Origin of the sequence: Pedobacter sp. P26 (assembly GCF_050632135.1) — a bacterium.
GTDB lineage: Bacteria > Bacteroidota > Bacteroidia > Sphingobacteriales > Sphingobacteriaceae > Pedobacter.
This window is the reverse complement of record NZ_CP192574.1, coordinates 3,831,589-3,851,615: the sequence shown is the minus strand read 5'-3', so window position 1 is coordinate 3,851,615 and position 20,027 is coordinate 3,831,589. Positions and strand designations below refer to the sequence as shown.

The 20,027-nt window shown below is 42.9% G+C and carries 21 protein-coding genes, 1 tRNA gene and 2 pseudogenes; 10 read left to right on the top strand and 14 right to left on the bottom strand.

The genetic code is table 11. From position 1 onward, the window contains the following. Positions 1 to 16: 16 nt before the first annotated feature. Positions 17 to 1,095, top strand: a pseudogene (gene fbp, locus ACQ86H_RS17870) (class 1 fructose-bisphosphatase). Here the strand turns inward: fbp and rnhA are convergent. Next, positions 1,092 to 1,564: pseudogene (rnhA, locus tag ACQ86H_RS17865) on the bottom strand (ribonuclease HI). The pseudogenes fbp and rnhA overlap by 4 nt on opposite strands. 176 nt (positions 1,565 to 1,740) lie before the next feature. Here rnhA and ACQ86H_RS17860 point away from each other — a divergent pair. Next, positions 1,741 to 1,814, top strand: a tRNA-His gene (locus tag ACQ86H_RS17860). 118 nt (positions 1,815 to 1,932) lie between these two features. Here the strand turns inward: ACQ86H_RS17860 and ACQ86H_RS17855 are convergent. Then, positions 1,933 to 2,373: a hypothetical protein gene (locus ACQ86H_RS17855; RefSeq protein WP_431291985.1), complete on the bottom strand. Its 441-nt coding sequence runs from the start codon at positions 2,371 to 2,373 to the stop codon at positions 1,933 to 1,935. Positions 2,374 to 2,560: 187 nt separating this feature from the next. On the opposite strand from ACQ86H_RS17855, the gene ACQ86H_RS17850 reads away from it, so the two are divergent. Next, positions 2,561 to 2,752, top strand: a complete 192-nt coding sequence (locus tag ACQ86H_RS17850; RefSeq protein ID WP_431291984.1) for a hypothetical protein — start codon at positions 2,561 to 2,563, stop codon at positions 2,750 to 2,752. Positions 2,753 to 3,142: 390 nt separating this feature from the next. Here the strand turns inward: ACQ86H_RS17850 and ACQ86H_RS17845 are convergent, their stop codons facing one another. The 10 genes from ACQ86H_RS17845 to ACQ86H_RS17800 form a co-directional block, all read right to left on the bottom strand. Further along, positions 3,143 to 3,721 carry a hypothetical protein gene (locus tag ACQ86H_RS17845; RefSeq protein WP_431291983.1) on the bottom strand — a complete coding sequence of 193 codons (579 nt, stop codon included), beginning with the start codon at positions 3,719 to 3,721 and terminating at the stop codon, positions 3,143 to 3,145. 10 nt (positions 3,722 to 3,731) lie between these two features. Then, positions 3,732 to 5,267: a type IV secretory system conjugative DNA transfer family protein gene (locus ACQ86H_RS17840; protein ID WP_431291982.1), complete on the bottom strand. Its 1,536-nt coding sequence runs from the start codon at positions 5,265 to 5,267 to the stop codon at positions 3,732 to 3,734. Continuing rightward, entirely contained in the window at positions 5,218 to 5,724 is a 507-nt protein-coding gene (locus tag ACQ86H_RS17835) for a hypothetical protein (RefSeq protein WP_431291981.1), read from the bottom strand. The genes ACQ86H_RS17840 and ACQ86H_RS17835 overlap by 50 nt, the downstream gene beginning before the upstream one ends. 8 nt (positions 5,725 to 5,732) lie before the next feature. Then, on the bottom strand, positions 5,733 to 6,686 hold the full coding sequence (locus tag ACQ86H_RS17830) for a hypothetical protein (RefSeq protein WP_431291980.1): 954 nt from the start codon (positions 6,684 to 6,686) through the stop codon (positions 5,733 to 5,735). A gap of 5 nt (positions 6,687 to 6,691) precedes the next feature. Then, complete coding sequence (locus tag ACQ86H_RS17825) at positions 6,692 to 7,966, bottom strand: hypothetical protein (protein ID WP_431291979.1); 1,275 nt, start codon at positions 7,964 to 7,966, stop codon at positions 6,692 to 6,694. Positions 7,967 to 8,258: 292 nt separating this feature from the next. After that, positions 8,259 to 9,680: a hypothetical protein gene (locus ACQ86H_RS17820; protein ID WP_431291978.1), complete on the bottom strand. Its 1,422-nt coding sequence runs from the start codon at positions 9,678 to 9,680 to the stop codon at positions 8,259 to 8,261. Between the two features lie 17 nt (positions 9,681 to 9,697). Next, entirely contained in the window at positions 9,698 to 10,225 is a 528-nt protein-coding gene (gene folE, locus ACQ86H_RS17815; protein ID WP_431291977.1) for a GTP cyclohydrolase I, read from the bottom strand. Positions 10,226 to 10,273: 48 nt separating this feature from the next. Beyond that, positions 10,274 to 10,912, bottom strand: coding sequence for a hypothetical protein (locus ACQ86H_RS17810; RefSeq protein WP_431291976.1), 639 nt, complete (start codon positions 10,910 to 10,912; stop codon positions 10,274 to 10,276). Beyond that, entirely contained in the window at positions 10,913 to 11,581 is a 669-nt protein-coding gene (locus ACQ86H_RS17805; protein WP_431291975.1) for a queuosine precursor transporter, read from the bottom strand. A gap of 145 nt (positions 11,582 to 11,726) precedes the next feature. Next, entirely contained in the window at positions 11,727 to 13,199 is a 1,473-nt protein-coding gene (locus ACQ86H_RS17800; protein ID WP_431291974.1) for a hypothetical protein, read from the bottom strand. Positions 13,200 to 13,550: 351 nt separating this feature from the next. Between ACQ86H_RS17800 and ACQ86H_RS17795 the strand changes: the two genes are divergently transcribed. The 6 genes from ACQ86H_RS17795 to ACQ86H_RS17770 all read left to right on the top strand — a co-directional run bounded on the left by ACQ86H_RS17795 (position 13,551) and on the right by ACQ86H_RS17770 (position 18,168). After that, a complete protein-coding gene (locus ACQ86H_RS17795) occupies positions 13,551 to 14,126 on the top strand; it encodes an RNA polymerase sigma factor (RefSeq protein WP_431291973.1) in 576 nt (191 codons plus the stop codon). A 584-nt stretch (positions 14,127 to 14,710) separates the two neighbouring features. Then, positions 14,711 to 15,334, top strand: a complete 624-nt coding sequence (locus tag ACQ86H_RS17790) for a hypothetical protein (protein WP_431291972.1) — start codon at positions 14,711 to 14,713, stop codon at positions 15,332 to 15,334. Continuing rightward, positions 15,331 to 16,263: a hypothetical protein gene (locus ACQ86H_RS17785; RefSeq protein WP_431291971.1), complete on the top strand. Its 933-nt coding sequence runs from the start codon at positions 15,331 to 15,333 to the stop codon at positions 16,261 to 16,263. The genes ACQ86H_RS17790 and ACQ86H_RS17785 overlap by 4 nt, the downstream gene beginning before the upstream one ends. A gap of 5 nt (positions 16,264 to 16,268) precedes the next feature. Next, complete coding sequence (locus ACQ86H_RS17780) at positions 16,269 to 17,000, top strand: hypothetical protein (protein WP_431291970.1); 732 nt, start codon at positions 16,269 to 16,271, stop codon at positions 16,998 to 17,000. 65 nt (positions 17,001 to 17,065) lie between these two features. Further along, positions 17,066 to 17,515 (top strand): hypothetical protein, encoded by a 450-nt coding sequence (locus ACQ86H_RS17775; protein WP_431291969.1) that lies wholly within the window; start codon positions 17,066 to 17,068, stop codon positions 17,513 to 17,515. Continuing rightward, positions 17,512 to 18,168: a hypothetical protein gene (locus tag ACQ86H_RS17770; RefSeq protein WP_431291968.1), complete on the top strand. Its 657-nt coding sequence runs from the start codon at positions 17,512 to 17,514 to the stop codon at positions 18,166 to 18,168. The genes ACQ86H_RS17775 and ACQ86H_RS17770 overlap by 4 nt, the downstream gene beginning before the upstream one ends. 65 nt (positions 18,169 to 18,233) lie before the next feature. On the opposite strand, the gene ACQ86H_RS17765 is transcribed toward ACQ86H_RS17770, so the two are convergent. Further along, the gene (locus ACQ86H_RS17765) at positions 18,234 to 18,830 is read right to left on the bottom strand and encodes a hypothetical protein (protein ID WP_431291967.1); all 597 of its coding nucleotides are present in this window, start codon (positions 18,828 to 18,830) and stop codon (positions 18,234 to 18,236) included. Positions 18,831 to 18,860: 30 nt separating this feature from the next. Between ACQ86H_RS17765 and ACQ86H_RS17760 the strand changes: the two genes are divergently transcribed. Further along, the gene (locus ACQ86H_RS17760) at positions 18,861 to 19,349 is read left to right on the top strand and encodes a hypothetical protein (RefSeq protein WP_431291966.1); all 489 of its coding nucleotides are present in this window, start codon (positions 18,861 to 18,863) and stop codon (positions 19,347 to 19,349) included. 97 nt (positions 19,350 to 19,446) lie between these two features. Here the strand turns inward: ACQ86H_RS17760 and ACQ86H_RS17755 are convergent, their stop codons facing one another. Next, positions 19,447 to 19,875, bottom strand: a complete 429-nt coding sequence (locus tag ACQ86H_RS17755) for a hypothetical protein (protein WP_431291965.1) — start codon at positions 19,873 to 19,875, stop codon at positions 19,447 to 19,449. Between the last annotated feature and the right edge of the window lie 152 nt (positions 19,876 to 20,027).

The window sequence follows — 20,027 nt, the reverse complement described above, 5'->3', positions numbered from 1 at the left end:
AAAATTTACACTAAGTATGGTTTGTGGCGTTAAAACACTAGGACAATTTATTATAGAAAAACAGGCAGATTTTCCTTATGCCAAAGGTGAACTCTCCAGGCTGCTAAGAGATATTGGCATTGCCGCAAAAATCGTAAACCGCGAAATTAATAAGGCAGGTTTGGTTGATATTCTTGGCGATATGGGCACTACGAATATTCAGGGAGAAGAACAGAAAAAATTAGATGTTTATGCTGATGAGCAGTTTATTGCCGCACTAACCAGTGGTGGTGAATGCTGTATCGTGGCAACTGAAGAGGAAGATGAGATCATTCATATCGAATCGCCGGTTTCTCAGAATGCCAAATATATTGTTTGCATTGATCCTTTGGATGGTTCTTCAAACACGGATGTGAATGTTGCAGTTGGTACTATTTTTTCTATTTACAGAAGGAAATCCCTTGAGGGGAGAGCCAGTTTGGAAGATGTATTGCAAAAAGGTACACAACAGGTTGCTGCGGGTTACATTATTTACGGCTCATCAACCATGCTGGTGTACACGACCGGAAAAGGGGTAAATGGATTTACACTTGATCCATCAATCGGTGAATTCTGTCTTTCGCATCCTCAAATGAAAATACCCGAAACGGGCTATTTATATTCTGTAAATGAAGGGAATTATGTGCATTTTCCCGATGGCGTAAAAAAATATATCAAATACTGCCAGGTAGAGGATGAGGCAACTAAACGCCCTTATACATCGCGTTATATTGGTTCCATGGTTGGCGATATCCACCGGAATTTAATAAAAGGAGGAATTTATATTTACCCCACAACCTCACGTTCGCCTAACGGAAAATTAAGGTTGTTGTATGAATGTAACCCGATGGCTTTTATTATTGAACAGGCAGGAGGTAAAGCCAGTACAGGTTTTGAACGTATACTCGATATTAACCCAACTGAATTGCATCAAAGGGTGCCGATTTTTATCGGATCAAAAAAATGGTCGAAAAAGCCGAAGAAATGATGTTGCTATATACGGCAAAACCGATCTCTATCGAAAACAATGTAGATGCTAAACTGGAAGGTTTAAATGTTATCGGTGGATTGGATTAAAGCAAAGTTGTTTTATTTCTTTCTGCTTCAAAAAAAGTATCTATAGCCAGATTTTGCTTGTCTTGTGAAGCAAAAACAGCTAAACGGTCGCAACGCTCATTCTCCGGGTGATCGTTGTGGCCTTTAATCCAGATGAATTTTACTTTGTGAAGTTTATATAGTTCAAGGAACCTCAACCAGAGGTCTTTGTTTTTCTTGTCTTTAAAACCTTTTTTCACCCAGCCGAAAACCCATTTTTTTCAACGGCATCTACTACATATTTCGAATCCGAATAAACGGTGACCTGTTGGTTCAAACTTTTTAATGCCTCTAATCCCTTTATTACAGCCAATAACTCCATGCGGTTATTCGTAGTCATTCTAAAACCACCACTCAATTCTTTGTAGTGTTGTCCTGCCCTTAAAATGGTACCCCAACCACCTGGCCCAGGGTTTCCACTAGCTGCTCCGTCTGTATAAATTTCGATCATAAACGCAGTAAAGTTATGTTTTTAGGTTTAAAAAGTGCCTATTTTATCTGTTGCTGAATTTTTTTTCAATTTCAAATAATTGAATGTTAAGGAATTAAAAATTTGTTGTAAAAACATTGAAAAAAATATTTGCAGGGAATGTTAAAAGTCGTACTTTTGTGACATCAAAAAACACGGTGGCTGTAGCTCAGTTGGTTAGAGTATTGGTTTGTGGTGCCGAGGGTCGTGGGTTCGAGCCCCATCAGCCACCCCCAAGCGGTCAAAGGCTTTTCAAGAGGTTTTTGGCCGCTTTTTTTGCTCGTAACTCTTTGTTTTTCAGGTAAATAAGTTCGGCCACTCTGTTGACTTTCAGGGTTCGACATCTCCCTTCAGAAAAAGTCAACTTTTCTGGGAAAAAAAGTGCCAATTAAGAGCCTTTTTGCCTCAATATTACATATCTCAAAAAGTTTATCAAGTTCGCAAAGTAGCCTTACCGCTTTCTCAGCAAGGTTTTTGACCTGATTTGGTGTTGATTTCTGTACGTTCAGGGATCTTAAGTGAGACTCCAAGCTTACAACTGTCGAACCCACCTCTTCTTTGACCTTCCGGTGCTCCGCCGGAGTGATTTCTCCATCCAGCACGGGGATTATTCCAAAAGTGGGCAACTCGCTCCAGCTGGAAAATGTGCTGAGATGACATCTAAAGTTGTGTAGTTGGCTAATTTTCAGTATTGTTAAGGCGAGGTTTAAATGTGCTGAATTCATGATCATATTGTTTCCTCTAAATCCATACAGCAGGGTTAGCCTGAAAACCAAAATAAATTTACGCATGATCTATAGATCTCAATGACGTTGTCTGATCGAACTCAGCGTTCATTTGAAGTGAATCCGAATTTTAACTGAGCTTAAGGCCAGGGTCGATCTATTCAGAGTCTAAAGATATCCCACTAAAAGAGAATAAAATAAAACGTATTTAATTTTGTTAAAATCGTATCATTGTAGTACAATAAGGAATTATATGAAAACTTTTGATCAAACGGGGCAGTCTCGCAGTAGGTTATCGAAAGGTATACGCCTGAACTGGACGCCCGTAGAAAAAACTGAAAGTGTAAATATTACCACCAAGGTTATCATTGGGGAAATGGTTCGCTTCGAAAAAAATACTACTATTGAAGCACATTCGGCAAATCGTAAATTTCTGATTCCTTGACCTTCGACCATCTTGGTTACGAACTGAAATTCGTACAAAAAAAATATCAAAAGATGGTTCCGACCATTTTTTTCCTTGATATATAAACTTTGTTTTCCACCCGTCTTAATTATCTATTAACCGCAGATTTATCCCAACGTATCTTTTGGTTTCGTTGGCTACATAATCTACGGTCGCAGATCAGGAATACTGGAGGATGGAACTCACGCAGACCTTAAATTTAACGAAATGAACTGCAGGTAAATTGCAGCATATCAACAATAGGCTGTAAAACATTTTTTCTGAATTACAGCCCATATCCATCACTGCGCTTCACCAATTTTAACTTGCAGGTTTACTTAAGGTAGCTATGCGGTATTTTTGATTGGCCAGCCCCGAAAACCAGTACAGCTACCGCTTCCTGCCCAAATTTTGCTGCTGTTCCCGCATCCTTCGTTCTTCCTCTTTCCTTTTAATCTCCGCAAGCGTCTTCTCATCCAGCATCTGCTTTTTTTGATCCTTCTCCACCGGGCGGCCGCTACCAGACAGCCCCGGTTTGCGGTTAGCCAGCTGCGCTTTTATACCCTTAACATATTGATTGTTCTGTTCCTCCGCAAGAAAACTCTCTTTCACCTCCCTTGCCTCCAGAAATTCCTGCATCACCTTTGCCGTATCCGGGCTGCCGGTAAGCATCGCATGTATAAAAGTACCCTGCCTGGCAAATTCCTGCACTGCATCCACTGTTTTCAGTCCCGCCTGCGTCATTTCACGCTTACAGGCTGCTTTGGAGGCCTCCAGTTTCGCCGACTGGCTCTTTATCAGTTTTGCATTCAGCTCTTTCTGTTTCTCCAGTTCCTTAATCCGTTCGGGAGAAAGGCCCTGCTTAACACTATTATTTAACTGCTTATCTACGATAGCCTGCTGCTTGTTTAACTTCACATGCTCCTTCCTCAAACGGGCATATTCCTTTATTAATGAAAATAATTCCATAGCCTTTTGATTAAATGTCCTTATAATCCGCGCCTAAGCTGAAAGGCAGCTGCGCTTTTAAATAGCTGTCATTGAAATACTGCAGGCGGGCGGCTTCGATCGGGAAGCCCTCATCCGGAATGATGTATTGAAATGTTGAGCGCCTAAGCTCATCAGGCCGCATCACCGGCTCGGCCTGTACATTGGTGCTATAACCCTGGCTTTTACTGGTGCTATTGGTACCACCGCCGCGGCTGCTGCTTTCCGACACATTGCTGCCCTTGGTAATCAGCGTTTTTTGCCCGGTTTCTTTACTTAAAAGTTCTGCTGTCGACTGATCAGAAACCCCTAAATACTGCTTAAACCTGCAGTTCGTGGCAAGGGTTTCCCAGCGGTTGCCATAAATATCTTTGATCTGCGCCAGATCTTGGAAAACCAGATAAAGGTTAACCCCGAACTGCCTTAAATAACTTACCCCTTTTTCAATCAAATCCACCTTACCTAAACTCGCACACTCATCCAGAACCACCAACACCCTTTCTTCAGGCTCAAATAAATCCTTGGTCAGACTCTGCAGAATAGCAGATACCCATAATCTCGAAAGCCGGCCATAGGCGGCCGTTTTATTCAGTGGAAGCACCAGATAAACCGTCATCTTTTCGTGCTTTAACTTACTTAAATCGCAATCCGTCCTCGAAACTGATTTCTTAACAAAAGGATCGTCCAGAAATTCGGTATGCTTTAAGGTTGTCGATAAAATGCCATTCAATTCCTCCCCGCCGATCAGGGTAAATTCACTGATGATCTGCTCCAGGTATTCCGAATAAATCGAGGTTGAACACTGCGCCATCATCGTATCCAATAATTCAGGCGAACTAAATGTCTTCAGGATAAAGTTTCGAACGGTAACAAGATCTTTCGGCCCCTCTTCAAATGCCTCCGAAAAAGTCACGAACAATATCGCGTTGCGGATAATCATACGGCTGCGCTCGTCCCAGTGTTCAGATTGTCCGTCGGTTTTCAGCACCAGCGATTCCGCCAGAATATTGGCCTCCGCATAAATTTCATCATATTTTCCATCCAAGAAAAGCGCGGTGATGTACTGCATCGGGTTGATGCCCTTAATCATACTGCCATCCTGGGCATCAATGCATGGCAAAAGCTCCTCATAAAATTTACGGGCCTGCACCAGTTCTTTCAACACCTCAGCTGAAGCATTTGTGGCCGAAAGTTTTTTGATGTGCCGATCAATGCGTGCAAGTTTCGCCTTAACCTGCTTCAAACATTCCCCAAAGGGGTCAATGATCGCAATTTCCTGATCCAGCGAGTTGGCCCTGGAAAATACGCTTCTCAAAGTGATTTCTCCTTTCGGGTCATTAAATACACTAGAGCCATTATACACCAAAGCATTCGCCATAATGGAACTGGTTTTCCCCTTACCCGCTGCAGCAAGCACCAGCACATTTCCCTCACCCTTAAATGAAATGAAATCCTGATTATTATTTTTTCCCTGTTTGCTAATGCCCAAAATTACCCCACCTTTTTCCCGCAGGCCGTTGCGGTGCATTTTCACCCTCCTCCATAAAACGCCCCTTCCAGGGGCCACTGTCTCCGCTTAACTCAAAAACATAGCCGTAACCGGAAATCAGGCTCAGGATATAAATCAATAATGCAATTCCAATTAATATCAGCAGCGCCAACGGGTGGGTGAAAAAGAATATGATCGCAAGCAATATTAAGCCAAGCATATTCACCGTCGGACTGAAGATCTTCCGAAATGCTTTGGGGCTTAAAAGCACGTAGATAAATGCGCAAACCATGGCCAGCAGCACAAAATCCAAAAGTACATCCTGTAGCCCGCCAGTACTTGAGAACGCTTTGAACGAATTTACATCAAAGGCGCGCGCGCCTTTCAGCACGCCGCCAAGATAAACTGCCAGGACATATCCCACAAGAAGCACAAAGCCTACCTTGTTTACCAAAAACCTAAAAACAATTGCCATTAATTTTAAAAATCTTTCCATAACCTATCTTATTTGTTAGCACTCCATTCATTTAACCAATCGGATAGCTTATCCGACTTATCTGTTGATTCGTAGGCAACCAAACGTCCGTTGGTGTATTTGGAACCAAAATATTCCGTCCAAAAATCAGCTACACGCTGTACACCTTCCTCCGTTTTGATGATGCTGCTCGTTGCCCTTCCCAGACAGATGACATTTGCACCGCCCAAAGCTGGCAGCTGATTCGCGCCCGCTATACGTTTAAGCAACTGCTCGGCATCTGCCCTGAGAATACCCATAGGCTTATTAAAGGAAATCTCATCATCCGTCTGGATCATATCGGAAAGGATAATCAGGTAGTTGTGCGGCCTTAGATCATGATCCAAAAGCAGTTTGCTTTCATCTTTTTCCAAATCCGACTGCACATTGCGTATCGCCCAAAGAATATTGCTTCTATCGGCATATGGCTTGCGCTCGGCAAACATGCGCAACAGCATCGGGCGAATATGGGGCAGGGCATAGGCCTTGAAATGTTCCAGACGCTTTTCCATCCTGGCCTTTCCATTTGCCTCCATCATCTCCTCCGGGCGGTGAAACGGAGGGCCTGCCCAGGCAGTATCAGTTGCAGAAATAACCTTTTTATTGTAACCAAACGGTAAATCGTCATAGGTTTTAACCTTTAACAGATCTACCCTCAACACCGAAGCCGGATCCGAATAAGAACCTTTATCAATTACCCCGATTGATAATTTATCGCGGGCGCCAAGGTTCTTAAAAGCAATCTCGACCGCAGTGATGTAACTGTTAAGCTGTTTCTCGCTGATTGAATTGGATACATCAAAAAGAATATTGATGTTTCTTCTATAATCTTTTTCACCCTGAAACAATTCCGGAATATTGGTCGGAATATTCTTGCACTGGGTTAGCATAGCGATCACCATTAGCATCGCTATGGTGATCGTGAATTGGTTAATACTTTTCATATTGCTTAGTTTTTGTTGAAGTTAATTTTAGGTTTACCGTTCACAACTGTAGTTTTATGCCCCCTGGCTTCTTCAGTATCAGGATGGAGGTTAGCCGGCTGCACTAAATCTTCCACATCAGCTTTGCCTGCTCCTTCGGTTACATCCGCCATTGCTGTATCGGTGGTTCTGGATTGATAAAAGCCCTCAGGTTTTGATGTATTTTCAAATTCATTGCGAACTTTTTTATTACTATTATCGGTGGCCATCATCACCAAATACCTGGTATGATGCTCGATATGGCTTAAAAACTGGTTAAAGTCAGCAATAAACTCAATACCGTGACGGGAGGCCTTAGGAAGTTTGTTTTTTAAGTTGATTTCATTTAACTGTGCTTCAAAAAACTTAATATTCTTAAAAACCTTCGAACATTCCTCGAATAAAACGTCATTATATTTTTTAGGAATCGTCCGTTGAAATTCATTTAACTTCCTGCGCAAGCCCTTAACTTTTTCACGGTACCGTCCCTGTTCAACATAAGCCCTGATCAGAAACGAAAGCAATTTAACCTTGGAATATAGTAAGCCGCCGATAACCGGCAGGATGGCCGATAGGATTACCAGCGCAATGGTCTGAACGATTGATGCAGAGGTTTCAATGCTTTTTGAGCGGATTAAAGCAAAAAGTACAATCACCATATTCCCTAGTAGCATCAGCATAAACCAGATTCTTCTCTCCACGTTTTCCAGATTTTTACGCTGCTGCATTTTCGCATCATTAACCTGGCCTGGTTGGTAAATACTGCTGTTCACCTTACCGTTGCTGATATCATACTGTTCGCATAGCTCGCTTTCTTTTTCCTTAAAATAGATTTTAAAGAATTCCTCCGCTGCCAAAACGCTTAGTGCAGTGGTAAGGCCAGCCAATGCTATTCTTAAAGCAACCCAGCCCATACCGTTATCACCTCTGGCAATCATCAAACTTAATGCATAAAACGTCAGTGCACTTTCACAAAGGATAATCAGCGTTACAAAGAACACAAATCTTCTTTTTTCCGCTTTATTACCTTTATGCACATGTGCTGGTATCGTGTTTAACTTCCTCGGATCGTCATTCAGTGCATCCAGTTCTGCACGTGAAGCCGGAATCACGTCTCCAGCGGCGTCAGTGTTTGAAAGTTGAACAACTCTGTTCTGTAATGCAGCTACCTGACTTACTACATATTCAATTAATCCCTCAACGCTATCTTTTAATAACGCACCATCATTAAATCGGTTTAAAAATTTTTGGAATCTTTTCATTGTTTAGGTTCTAGTTAATGAAAGCTTTGTCTGATCCTGTTTCCAAACCTCAAAGCCGTTAAAGCCTGGAAACAACACCAATGCCTACGGAGGTACCATTCCGCGATTGGTATGATACAAAAGTGTTGCTAAGAAATTTATTTTTCAGTCAGACAGGCTTTTACGAAAAGTTTTTCCGTAAAGGATGAAAATGTGTTTTCGGAAGGAACGGTCAGCCAAGAGTTAGCTAACATTAATGTGCACAGATGGGCTATAAAGGAAATGGGGTAGCCTTTGCTATACCTACAGCTGGCTATAGTGCATGATCTATTATTTTTTGTAAACGTTCTTTAAGCTGATCTAATTTAGTGTCGGTGCCTTCCAGATGTTTGGGACATTGCGCTGGAAAAAAATCAATAGACCGAAGAAGTTGGTTGATTTCGAAAATAGAAACACTGTTAAGCACATCTTCAGTAATTTTTTTCTGCAAGGATTCCGATTTTGAAGCTAATTTTTTCTTCCCGACCAAAAGTTTATGGTCAGTTTGCATATAGTTATAAGCAGAAGGCAGCTCACATTCTAAATTACGATAAAGTAAATCGTCAGATGGATTTCCAAGGCCACTAAGAACGTGGATTTTAGCGAAATTCATCCCGAAGATATTATTACATATCAAAGCAAACATCCTAAAATTGCTAAACACTTCGAATTTTCCGTAAACGTCATTTTTTGTATTTTGCTTGAGGCTGATGAGATTGCTTATATTTTTCGGCAATCCATTGGATATGGCATGCTCATCTTCACAAAGGAATTCGTAAAGCGCAGTAAATAATTCGTCATACTTCTTCGCTATATCAATTTCCTTTTCTTCTGCATACTTAAAATACATATCGTAAGCCTCCAAAAGAGGATAACCAAGTTTAGTGAAAACTTTCTCCCGGTTGATCACCATTTCTTTAGGAGGAAGTCTCGGGTAGTAAACCTTTGTAGCCAGAATTTCTGACTTATATTCTCTTAGCAAAATCTCCCAGTTGCACTTTATCCATACATAAAACAGCTTAACCAGAAAATCTTCGTAGAACTCTTTTGGATGGGCCGTTCGTGTACAAAACAATAGATAAAGATTTCCAATAGGCTTGGGTGATCGCTCCATGTCAGACTGCTTCAATGCCATGGGTTTGACAATAACGCAAATATTTGGAAATTCATGTAGCTTCAGGTTTTTGTAAAGCTTTTCTGCATAGGTGTGAAGGTAGGTTTTAAAGTCAGGCTGGCTTTTGTAACTTTCTCGCTTTGAAGGTTTCTTTTCTTCGCCTTTAAAGAATGTCCACCATGACTCTTCATCATCGGCGAATTTCATCGACCTGGATTTAGATCCGGAAGTCGGGTTGGAGTGAAGTAATAATTGCGTCCGATATTTATACCAAGCAGGATGCTCAGCGACACTCGAGCCAAATATCTCGACGATTTCATTTATTGTTTGCCGATAATTTTTCATTATCTGTATTTCCTCAGAATCAGAGAAAGGACTATAAATCAAAGTTTCCCCGATTTCCTTCAGATCATTCAGTGAGGTACTTTCAACAATGGAGAATAATAGCTCATTTCTACTCACTTGTTCAAAGTAGTGTTTAATGAAATTCTGGATTTGGCTTTTATCAGCATTATTACCGACTAGAATACGGGATTCGTCTATCGATTCAAAAGAAAATGGTTGAGGATTGTCGGAGCGCATGGCTCTAATTTACTGTATTATAAGTGATTATTCCAAATAAAATTTTCAAGAGTTCCTTCGCCGTAGGTACATACCGTTTCCGCCAGGTCATCCTTCGGCCCGCGAGAACAGATGCACAGGTGGCGAGCACTCGAACGCACAAAACAACCTTTAGCTTTCAGCACGCGCATCACATCCTGACAGATATCCCTTGTCATCAGTTCCTGAATCTGCAGTCTTGCCCCATGTACCTCTTTCGCTAATCTGACCAGTTTTCCCAGGCCGGTAATAATCTCATCAGGCTGGTAATAAATATCGACAGTGCCAAAAAACGGTGCGAAATGATGCTCGCACATCGAATAAAAGGTAATGTTCTGCATTTTAACCAAACCGTTATAATCTTTTACATGAATAACATCATTCAGGACGTCTTCGGCATTCAGGGCATAACCTTTGAAAAGTTCATTGAAGGATTTTCGGATACGGTGTTCCGAGCCTATAAGTTTTTCGCGAACCTTATCATTTTCGATAAAGCTAAAAAGCGCTGCTAAATTATCTTCTTTCATTTCTTTTATAAATTTCTATAACCTGGCTGATGGTAAATTCAGGCTGGTTTAACATTTTTTCAAAAACTGCACTAATTTGTTTGCTACGTTATCCAGTTCGATGAGCATCAGATACGATACCTGCCTGGCGAGTTCCATAAAATCAGGGCAGCGTAAAAGCGCCGTGAATGGAACAGTCTTTATTAAAGTGTAGTTCCTTGGAAAGCCATCAAGTTTGATTTCAGGATTTGAGGATTCTGTGTTCTGATTACACCACTCCATAAGGTCACCCATGAAATCATCATTCGTATTGAGTACCTGAATCACCGTTTCCGGATTAATTTCCCTTATTTTTTCATTTAGTAAATCAACGGAATCGTCGATAAACTGCAGGGTATGGCTGATCAGAACCGTATTGATCTGCTCTTTACTTTCGAAATCAAAAAAATCGCACTGTTTTCTGACATGTCCAGGCTGGCAGGGATAATCGTGACGGCTGATTTTGTTTACATCGATCATAATGACCTTTTTATCTCCAAGTGCCTTAAAGGATATATCCCCAATTCCGGCCCCAACATCGAGTATCGGCGATTTTATATATTTCTGTACCGTGTGCTGCAGGTGATGACAGATAATCTGGTTTTCTTCACAGAATGTCTCTTTAAAATTATAGACATCCAGCGTCTGAATTGAATTGCGGAACCTCACTTAACTAAGTTTAAAAGGATTAAAGTTCGTTCTGGTGTCAAAATGGTCTTCATTTTCCACCTTCTTAAGCCAGTTGACGAATGGAATGCTTATCGGTAAAGCAATCACTTCCCAGCCGACCTTAAATAGCCATGCGGAAAGAAATACCGATAGCATCTCACTTAATGGCATAATTCCCAAAAAAGCAATCAGGATGAAAACGGAGGTATCAACGGCCTGTCCAACCAGGGTAGAGGCGATAAACCTAACCGACATCGATTTTCCCTGTTGTCTAACTTTTAATTTGGCTATCGTCAGCGAATTGACAAACTCGCCGCAGATGTATGCAACAATTGAAGCAATGGCTATTCTTGGTACCCTGCCCAGGATCACATCGTAAGCCTGTTGGTTCTGCCAGAAGTCAGCCGAGGGAAGCCTTCTTGTGATCTCCAGGGAAATGATCAAAAGCAAAAGGGAGAAAAAACCTGTCCATATTGCTTTCCGACTTTGTGTATATCCGTATACCTCAGTAAAAATGTCTCCAAATACATATACAATTGGAAAAAGTATGATGCCTGCAGGAAATGCGGTACTTCCAATCTGGAAAAACTTGGTATCCAGAATATTAGATATAACCAGACAGGCACAAAATAACCCGGTAATCACCGAGAAGAACTTGTATTGCTTCATATCGTAAATGATTAAGGATTAAATCTAGTCGAATTTAACCAGCAACTCGGTCAGTCTAACTATTTTATGCAGTCAGAATAAATTTAAGCGTTTGGATAATCTGCTCAACCGGCAATGATTCCTTATTCATCAGTCAGGTATATTATCAGTCCATATGTTCCGGCAACAAACCATTCGCCCTGATCTCATCCACCATGTCCGCAAAAGAACTTAAGAAACTGGAACTCACATTCTTTCTTCCCGTTAAATTAAACCAGTCTTGAAAGAATCGCCAGGCCGCTTCCACTTTGGCCTCATCCGTAGAACCTTCAATCGCTTCCAGATGCCTGCCCAGGGAGAGGTTGATAAACTCCGACAATATTTCCTCCGCGTCTCTAATTCTGCGTTTACGCTTAGCCGACCAGTCTTTACTCAACACCTGATACCAAAGCCTTTTGATCGACTGCCGGTCCAGCGGACTGATTTTAGCGGGGTACAGTTTGGTCAGTACCTGTTTTTCCTCCACCCCGATGGCCTCGAAAATAAATTCAATATTAAACTCAAAGGCTTGGTTGTTCCATAAAATATCAAGACGGTCCCACTCCTTTGCAACTTTTTTCGTCATTAGTCCCGTCAGCACAAAAAAAGTTACATTGAAAAGTATGGTCAGAAACGTCATTGAAACATTATCTTCAAAGCCGAGTTGAATCGTGGAGAAATCATAGGCCACCACCAGGAAATAAACTGCAAACGGAAAGTACTTTGCTATCCTGGAAAAGGCCATGTAAATTTTATGGTATCCGCGCTGCTCGGCGTCCTGCTTAAAAAGTTTTTTTGGAATGCTCAATACCTGCAGCATGGCCACGTACTCATACAGGTAATAGTGATGGTTCTTAAAGCCTGCATCCGTCCAGGCACGTTTGAAGGTGATTTTTAGGTTGATTTTCTCCCTGAACAGACTGAAATAAAAGATCACCAGTAAGATCGTCAGTAGCAGGCCACTATACAATCCAAGGTAATTGGTATGAAAGGTGATACCCAGTATCGGTACCTTGATGAGCTCCATGTGTTCAATCTGCGCATCCTCAAATTTGCTCAAGGAATTCATGATGGCTTCCCGCTCGTAAATATTATGCCCTTTGATGTAGTTGAGCGCTTTACCAATTTCCACGTATTTGTCATACCGGTCGGTCCAGTCTTCCGCAATCACCGGTGCCATTGCCGGATTCTGCAATCGGAAATTTCGAAGAACAGGGTATAAACGGTCAAGCTTATTTTTTAGCGCGCTTCTTGACAAGTATCCCGCGCCAGGATAATAAATCTTTTCATTCTGAATCATAAACTCAGATAAGCTCGCTACCGGTTTGCTCTCTTTGTTGCTAAGCTGCTTCTCATTCATCGACATCAGCTCCGATGGCAGAATAACATAATTCACCACATCTTTTTTAATCTCGATCTTGGATTTAAACCAGTTGAAGCTGGGCTTTAAAGAGTTAATCAAAGCCATGAGCACCAAAAAACTGGTGAAGGTGAGCAGTAAAAGAATGCTTCGGCTTCGCCGTGAGGATTCATCAACCGCCTTAAGCAATTGATCGGTACTAAAGGGCAGTGCCTTTAAAGCGTCTTGAGGAGCGTCCATAAAAAAACAAAATTTTTAGCGGTATCTTATTCTTAAAGCAGGTTAAGTGCTGGTAAGGGTATGCTGCTGAATTTTATCGGATCAACTGAAAAAAATAAGCGACTTAACAATCAAACCAGTATCGTAGCTAATTTAAAAATAAACAGCAAAGCTTAATATACTTAAAGTTAAGTATTTAAGATTTTCCTTAGCGTTAAAAATCAATTAGTTTTAAGCCGGAGCAGGATTAGCCATCAGAAGAGGGCATAGGTACCAATTTCATTTCACCAGCCCCATGATTTTCCTCAACACCAATCCCCAAATTTATTCACACCTTTTATCAATTTTCACTATGTTTACCCCTATAACCAAATGAACAGCCCAAACGAAAGTGCAGACCAGCAGCTCCTTAGCCTCCTCATCCAGGGAGAGGAGGCCGCCTATACCTTGCTTTACAACCGCTACAAACACCTGCTGTTTCTATTTGCATCCAAAAGACTTTCCGATCCCCAGGACGCCGAGGATATCCTGCACGAAATCTTCTTAAGCCTCTGGAACAACCGGGAAAGCCTGAACCCCGAGACCAACCTCAGCGCCTACCTGTATAGTGCCGTGCGTTACCACATCATCAATCAATACGCCAAGGCCAAAACAGCGGCCAGGTACCTCGATTCCTTTAACGATTATTTGAGCCAAAACCCAAATACCGAGGAAACCGACCACCTGCTGCGCCACAAAGAACTTGCCGCACTCATCGAAAAAGAAATCAGCCAGCTGCCAAAAAAAATGCGCGAAGTCTTCCAGCTGAGCCGCGACTCCGGATACAGCCGCCAGCAAATCGCCGAAGCACTCGGCCTGTCCGAGGAGACCGTGAAAAGCCATCTGCATCATGCCCTTAAAATCCTGAAAACCAAACTCGGAAGCATGAGTGTGCTGCTTTTCTTTTGATAGACATCCCAACAAAATCTAGTTTTTTCCAAATTGATTTTAGCAGATAAAGCCCCTTATCCGCTGACTGTTTTACAACGGCAGCACCTGCTGGCCGTCCGTCAATATCCTGTGTTAACGATACAATCAGCGGATACTGCTGAAGTGAACCTGATACGCATCATGTAAATGCCGGTTCATGCCCTGAGCCTGATGGCCGGCCTAATTTTGACTGGCAAAAATACTGCGCTCTACCGCCAGGGGGCAGTTATGCTGTATTCCTATAAGTGATAATATTTTAAAATAAATTTGTTATTTGTTTAATATTGAGTAATTTAGCTATAGTCTAAACCAACTCTCAAAATGGCCAAAAAACCTAAATCGCCCGTCAGGGCACAGGATTTGCCGGTGCAAAGCCCTGCCGTCAGAAAAAATCAAAAGCAGCCAACAGACTCAAAGCGCAGTCCGATAGGGAGGCTTACGAGAAAGCACTGGAAATACTTAACCCGCCTTATCAGCTGAGTGAAGAAATAAGCCTGCTCAATAAGGGTTTTTCGCTTACCGAACCGCAACTTGCCCAGGAAGACTTTCCCTACGGCTGGATATTGGCGGCAGTAACCAAAAATCCGACGCATGATGCCATCAAGTCTTATACCGCACAATGGCTGGTTCCCGAACCACCCCTGGATGACGGACATCTGCTGTTTGTGTTCATCGGCATCAGCAACGCGACCGAGCTGGTTCAGTGCCAGCTGCAATGGGGACACACCAACTGCGGGGGAGGAGGCGGTTACTGGTCGATTGGATGTACCCAGGTCCATAACAAAAAAGCCTATTGTGATGAGCAGAACATCGCCGTAAACCCCGGTGATGTCATCAGCGCATCCATCTCGCTCTACCGTTCCGAAAAACAACAGTTTTATTATGACCTGGCAATAACGAATGGGAAAAAAACAGTAAATATGCACTGCAATTACCTCATTGCGCCCAGGGACTGCTCGGTCGTGCTGGAATCCTACGGGGTGGAAAGGTCGGAAAACTTTCCGCCCAATAAATATACCACCATTGACAACATCCGCATTGAGACCGTAGCGGATAAAGCTATGCCCATCCAGTGGAAAAATAAAAGCCAGCAAAATCCGGATGGACAACACTTGGCCATACCCAAAATTGACAGAATCGCCTTATGGTATCATGCATTACCCGTTAACCCAGCAACACTATCATGAAATACTACCTGCTAACTATCCTATTTTCCATGCTGGCGCTTTTCACAGGAATCTGCCATGCCCAAAGCATTTACTTCAATGATAAGGGACAGGTGTTCGGCAACCTCCCCAATAAATTGGAAACCGGATCCAAGCTGACCTTTGAGGTTAGCGGTGAAGATTTAGGAACTGCCGCTCAAAAACAGATTTCCGAGCGGGCAAAAGCCTGTAAGACGCGCATCCTTGCCATCCAAAAGGACCCCGACATCATGGAGCAGTTAAAACTCGTATACCAGATTACACCGGACGATCTGAAAAAAGTGCTGACCGATATGGATGCCATTGACAAAGCCAGCCAAAGTTTAACCTACATTCCGGCGATAGACACATCCATTAGTCATTACCAGCTTTATTCAAAAGATATCAGCCTTACCTTTGATTTAAAGATACATTCAAACGTTCCTTTCGAATATAATAAGCCAGGCTGGACACTAAAATACCCCAATCAGAACCTGTTAAACCTGCAGCTTTCCAGAAACGAGCTGTTCAAGAAGTCGGTCTATAATTGGTACGCACAGACCAGGGTTTTATTCCACACCCCCGATGCAGGAAGCCTTTCAGACCTGAAAATTGCCAGTGAAAAAGCGAAGCCTGTAGCCCTCGCCATAAATGCCATTTTACAAAAGAGAAAAAATTACCTTAACAGCATTGATACGCTAAAGCGCTATAACCAACAACTGGATGTGCTTTTGGAAAAGCTCGACAAGCTTCCAGATATCTCACTACTGTCCGAAAACAAAAACTGGGTGCTGAAATGGCTGTGGCATGGCGGAGAAGGCATGCCTAAATTAAACCCATTTGATTTCATTTCGGACACGCGATACGAGCTTCCGGATACATCGGGGCTTCCAGCGAAGAGAATGGAGGTGTTTACCAAAGAAAATTTTTGAAATCTGTGGATTATACCAAAGTGGCAGCAGGTACCGTAGAGAATCTGGTGAAGCAAATCGCGGAAACCCGACTGGAAATAGGGAAGCAACTGAAAGCGTATGCAAAAATTTCCGGGCAAACTGCAAATAACCAAAAACTCATTGCGGATTTCGCCACTACCAATACCGCCCTGAACAAACTCTCCCTGCTTGCAAGCATCCCGACCGGCAGAAACCCGATACTCTATATGCGCCATCATGACGCAAGCGATGCGGGCGCAATCCTGAATACCCAGGAAGATCCCGAATACCTGGAGAGTGACCGTGTATTTATCTTAACCCACAACCTGATAGCAACGGAAAAAGCGGTGATTACGCTAAAATATGCAACCATAGCAACCGACCAGAGTCCCATGGCAGAACTGCTGACCGGTGTACTCAGGCAGCTCGATAAAGTTAAGGCAGACACCTATGGCGGAACGGCTGATGAAAAAGAACTCTTGCAGGTGAATACCAGATTCAATCAAAAACTGGCCAAGATTAAACCTAAGCTGCTTTACCTTAAAGCCATTGAATACATTCTGGCCCAGGAAAACCCCAATCTGGACATCAAGGAAATGCAAAACAAAAATGAAATCTACCACACCCAGCGCGACCGAACCCCAAAAATGGAAGGTGCCGTGCAGGCCACATATACCCTGGGGATTGCCGATGAGTCCAAAAAGAGGAAGCCGACACCACCGATGCCACGGCCATAGTCAAATCCTCCATACCCATCGACACCTTCCGCTACCGCGTCAATAAACTTTACCGCATATTCCCCATGGCCGGCATCGCCTATACAGTGAACGATTTCGCCAGCCTGAATGCTAATGCCACCAATACCGGTCCAGGTATCGTTGAAAACGAAAAGAAAACACATTTTTTCGCCGGTCTGAAAGTCTACCTCAAAAAAATTGACATCCGCAACACCAACTTCATCGGCGGCAAAGATAGCCATGGCAAAAATCTGTTCTGGTCGAGAACACATCTGGACGTCGGCTTCGACCTCTCGGATCCCCTTGGCAACATCTTTACCGGAGCAGGCCTTGATCCCTGGACGGGCATTTCGGTCAATTTTGGCGCCGTTTGGAACCGCTACACCTACAATACCTATACGTCCGGTATCCAAAGTAGCAGCCAAAAACGCTATCGCCCAGGATTTTACATCGGGATCTCCACCGACATCACCCTATTCGCCCAAATTGCCAAACTGTTAAGCCTATCCAAATGAAAAACCACATCCTGATTACCTGCATGCTTTTCCTGCTCGCAGTGCTTTTCTACCGCTGCAACAAATATGAAAACCTCAATGCGTCCGGCCTTAGCGGAAGACTTGAAATACGGGATACCCTGGCCGTCCCGGTCACCTCGACCATGAACAAAGTGAGCATATTTTTCAATGCCGGGAGTGATACCACGACTTATCTGTCCAAGACCCTGACCGACTCAATGGGCAATTTTTTCCTGCCCTCGACCGCTAGCAAAGATGCAGTACTGTACGCCAATTTCCTGAAAGACCATATTTTTTACAAAGGATCCGTTCAGCTCAATACCCTGGCAGGCGCGCAGCGCGGTGTCGTGCTCACCGTCAGGCCCGTATACCAGAACGGATTCGCCCTTTCCTTCGGTTCCTCCACAGGTCAACTGCCGAATTACCCTTTTCGTATATACGCCAACAGGTCCGCGGCAATCGTAGATTCAGCACGGTTCGCCATCCTTAACGATAAAACCAGCACCACGGGAAGCTACCGAAAATATAACATCCTGGCGCGCCGTTATTACATCACCGCAAAAGATTCCATAAGCGGTGCAAAAACCAAACTGCTGGATTCGATTGATGTTCCCGTTTCAGGCACGGTGAACAGAACGGTCACGGTTCACTAAGCCAACAGGCAGCAGGAAAGCAAGCTATGGTCTGCTTCTCTGCTGCCAACCTGGAAATCGCGGCTTCATTTCACCATATCCTTAACCGGATAGCCCAGCGTCAATAGCTTTTCTTTGATTTCTTTTTTACAGTTTCGATGCACCCGAATTCCTACAATTGCCTCCCTGGGAATCTTAACCGCATAGCCCAAAATATCCGCCGAATCATCCGGGATATTTCTGCCCGCGAGAATAATCCTCGATTCCTTTTGATAACTATACTTCTTGATAATACGCGTAAACATCTTGACAAATAATTCATCTGTTAATTTCGCGTTGGATAGAATGCCCATCATGCCCTTGTAAACGTTCAGGTTCCGGGATTCCTCCCAAAGCATATCCACTCCCGCCGCACTTTCAAACAGTGTCGGGTTTTTTCGGTAATCTACCCTTTTAAAACAGTCACCCAGCCCGATCTTGCGCGCAAAATGTTCCTCCAGCAGCGTTTTGTCGTATTCGACCACCAGGCCATCCCTGGCACCGGGATAAAAGCGCAAGGCATACTGCGTAGGGATCTTTCGCGTGAAACAGCAGATGCCCGCCCTGGCCGATTTTGCGGCAATATCCTGGTAATCCTCAAAGAGCCTGGTGAAGGCATCCAAAATGGCTTCATTTTCCTGCACAAACGCAAAGACATTTCCTTGATCTGGGGAATGGATAATCTGGCCAAAGTTTCGAGAGCATATTTTCAGTTGCTCTTAGAGGAAGATGGAGGCAATTATCCGAGCCGTGAGACCCATCATTTGTTTATGGCCATCTTGTACGATCTGCACGAGTTTGGAACAATAAACTCGGAACTGTATTCCATATTACCTGAAGATAATGTGTATAGGCGGTTGCTTGACAATTGGGACTCGGAAGACAGGGAGTTGTTGGCAACGCTTACGAGCGAAATCTGTGATTTCCATATTTATAGTGCACTAGACCTTAAAAACAAGTTTTCGGAAATTTTGTCGCTGGATTATATTCCATACGAGATCTGTTTGATAGAGACGATCAGAGCAAAACAGGGGCTTTTTACCATTGATTTTAACCACCCGCTTATGGAGACGCCAATGGCAAAGATTCCCGTCAAAAAAATTGAATGGGACTTGGAGAAGGATAAAATCTACCAGTACCTGCTAAAGGCTGCTTCGGTATAAATTTATGGGGTTAAGGTTTTGTAAATCAGGTAATTATTTGTGGTTTCGGCGTATTTTTTTAAATCTTTTTTCTGGCGATAATTAGAATCAGGAAAACTCATTTGTGTTCCACTGTAAGATCATCTATTAAAAACGATTCTCCCAACAAACAATATATTTCCATGTCAGGATATTCTGTGATGGATTCAAAAATAAGTGAGACCACAGCGTCCTGATAAAAGCATATTTTGTTGAGTTCAAGTGACTGTTCGAGGCTGGCATAGTCGCTGCTCACTGGTTTATAGTCTGACCCGGAGTATGCCGCATCTGTCAGTTCAACGGCTATCGCTGTTAGGAGTTTCTGTAAGATTTCTGCATTGAAAGTCCTTATCCATACTTCTGCCTGTAACATCAGATCACTAAAATCCGCTACACCGGGATCATCTTCCTCCAGATCCAGTTCCACTGTAACCCTACCAATTTCCATCAGGTTGATATTTCCGATAAGTCTACCTTCGAGAAGATGGAGATCCTTAAATTTTTCCATATAATTTATTTGATGGTAAATATCCATTCTAATATGTGGAAAATGGTGATTGTTTCTTTCGATTTTGATATCCTGAGCGTTATTGCCATTTTGCACCTTTTGCTTGTAGTCAAAAATAAAAAAGAATTTTTTATATCATATATTCGTGATAT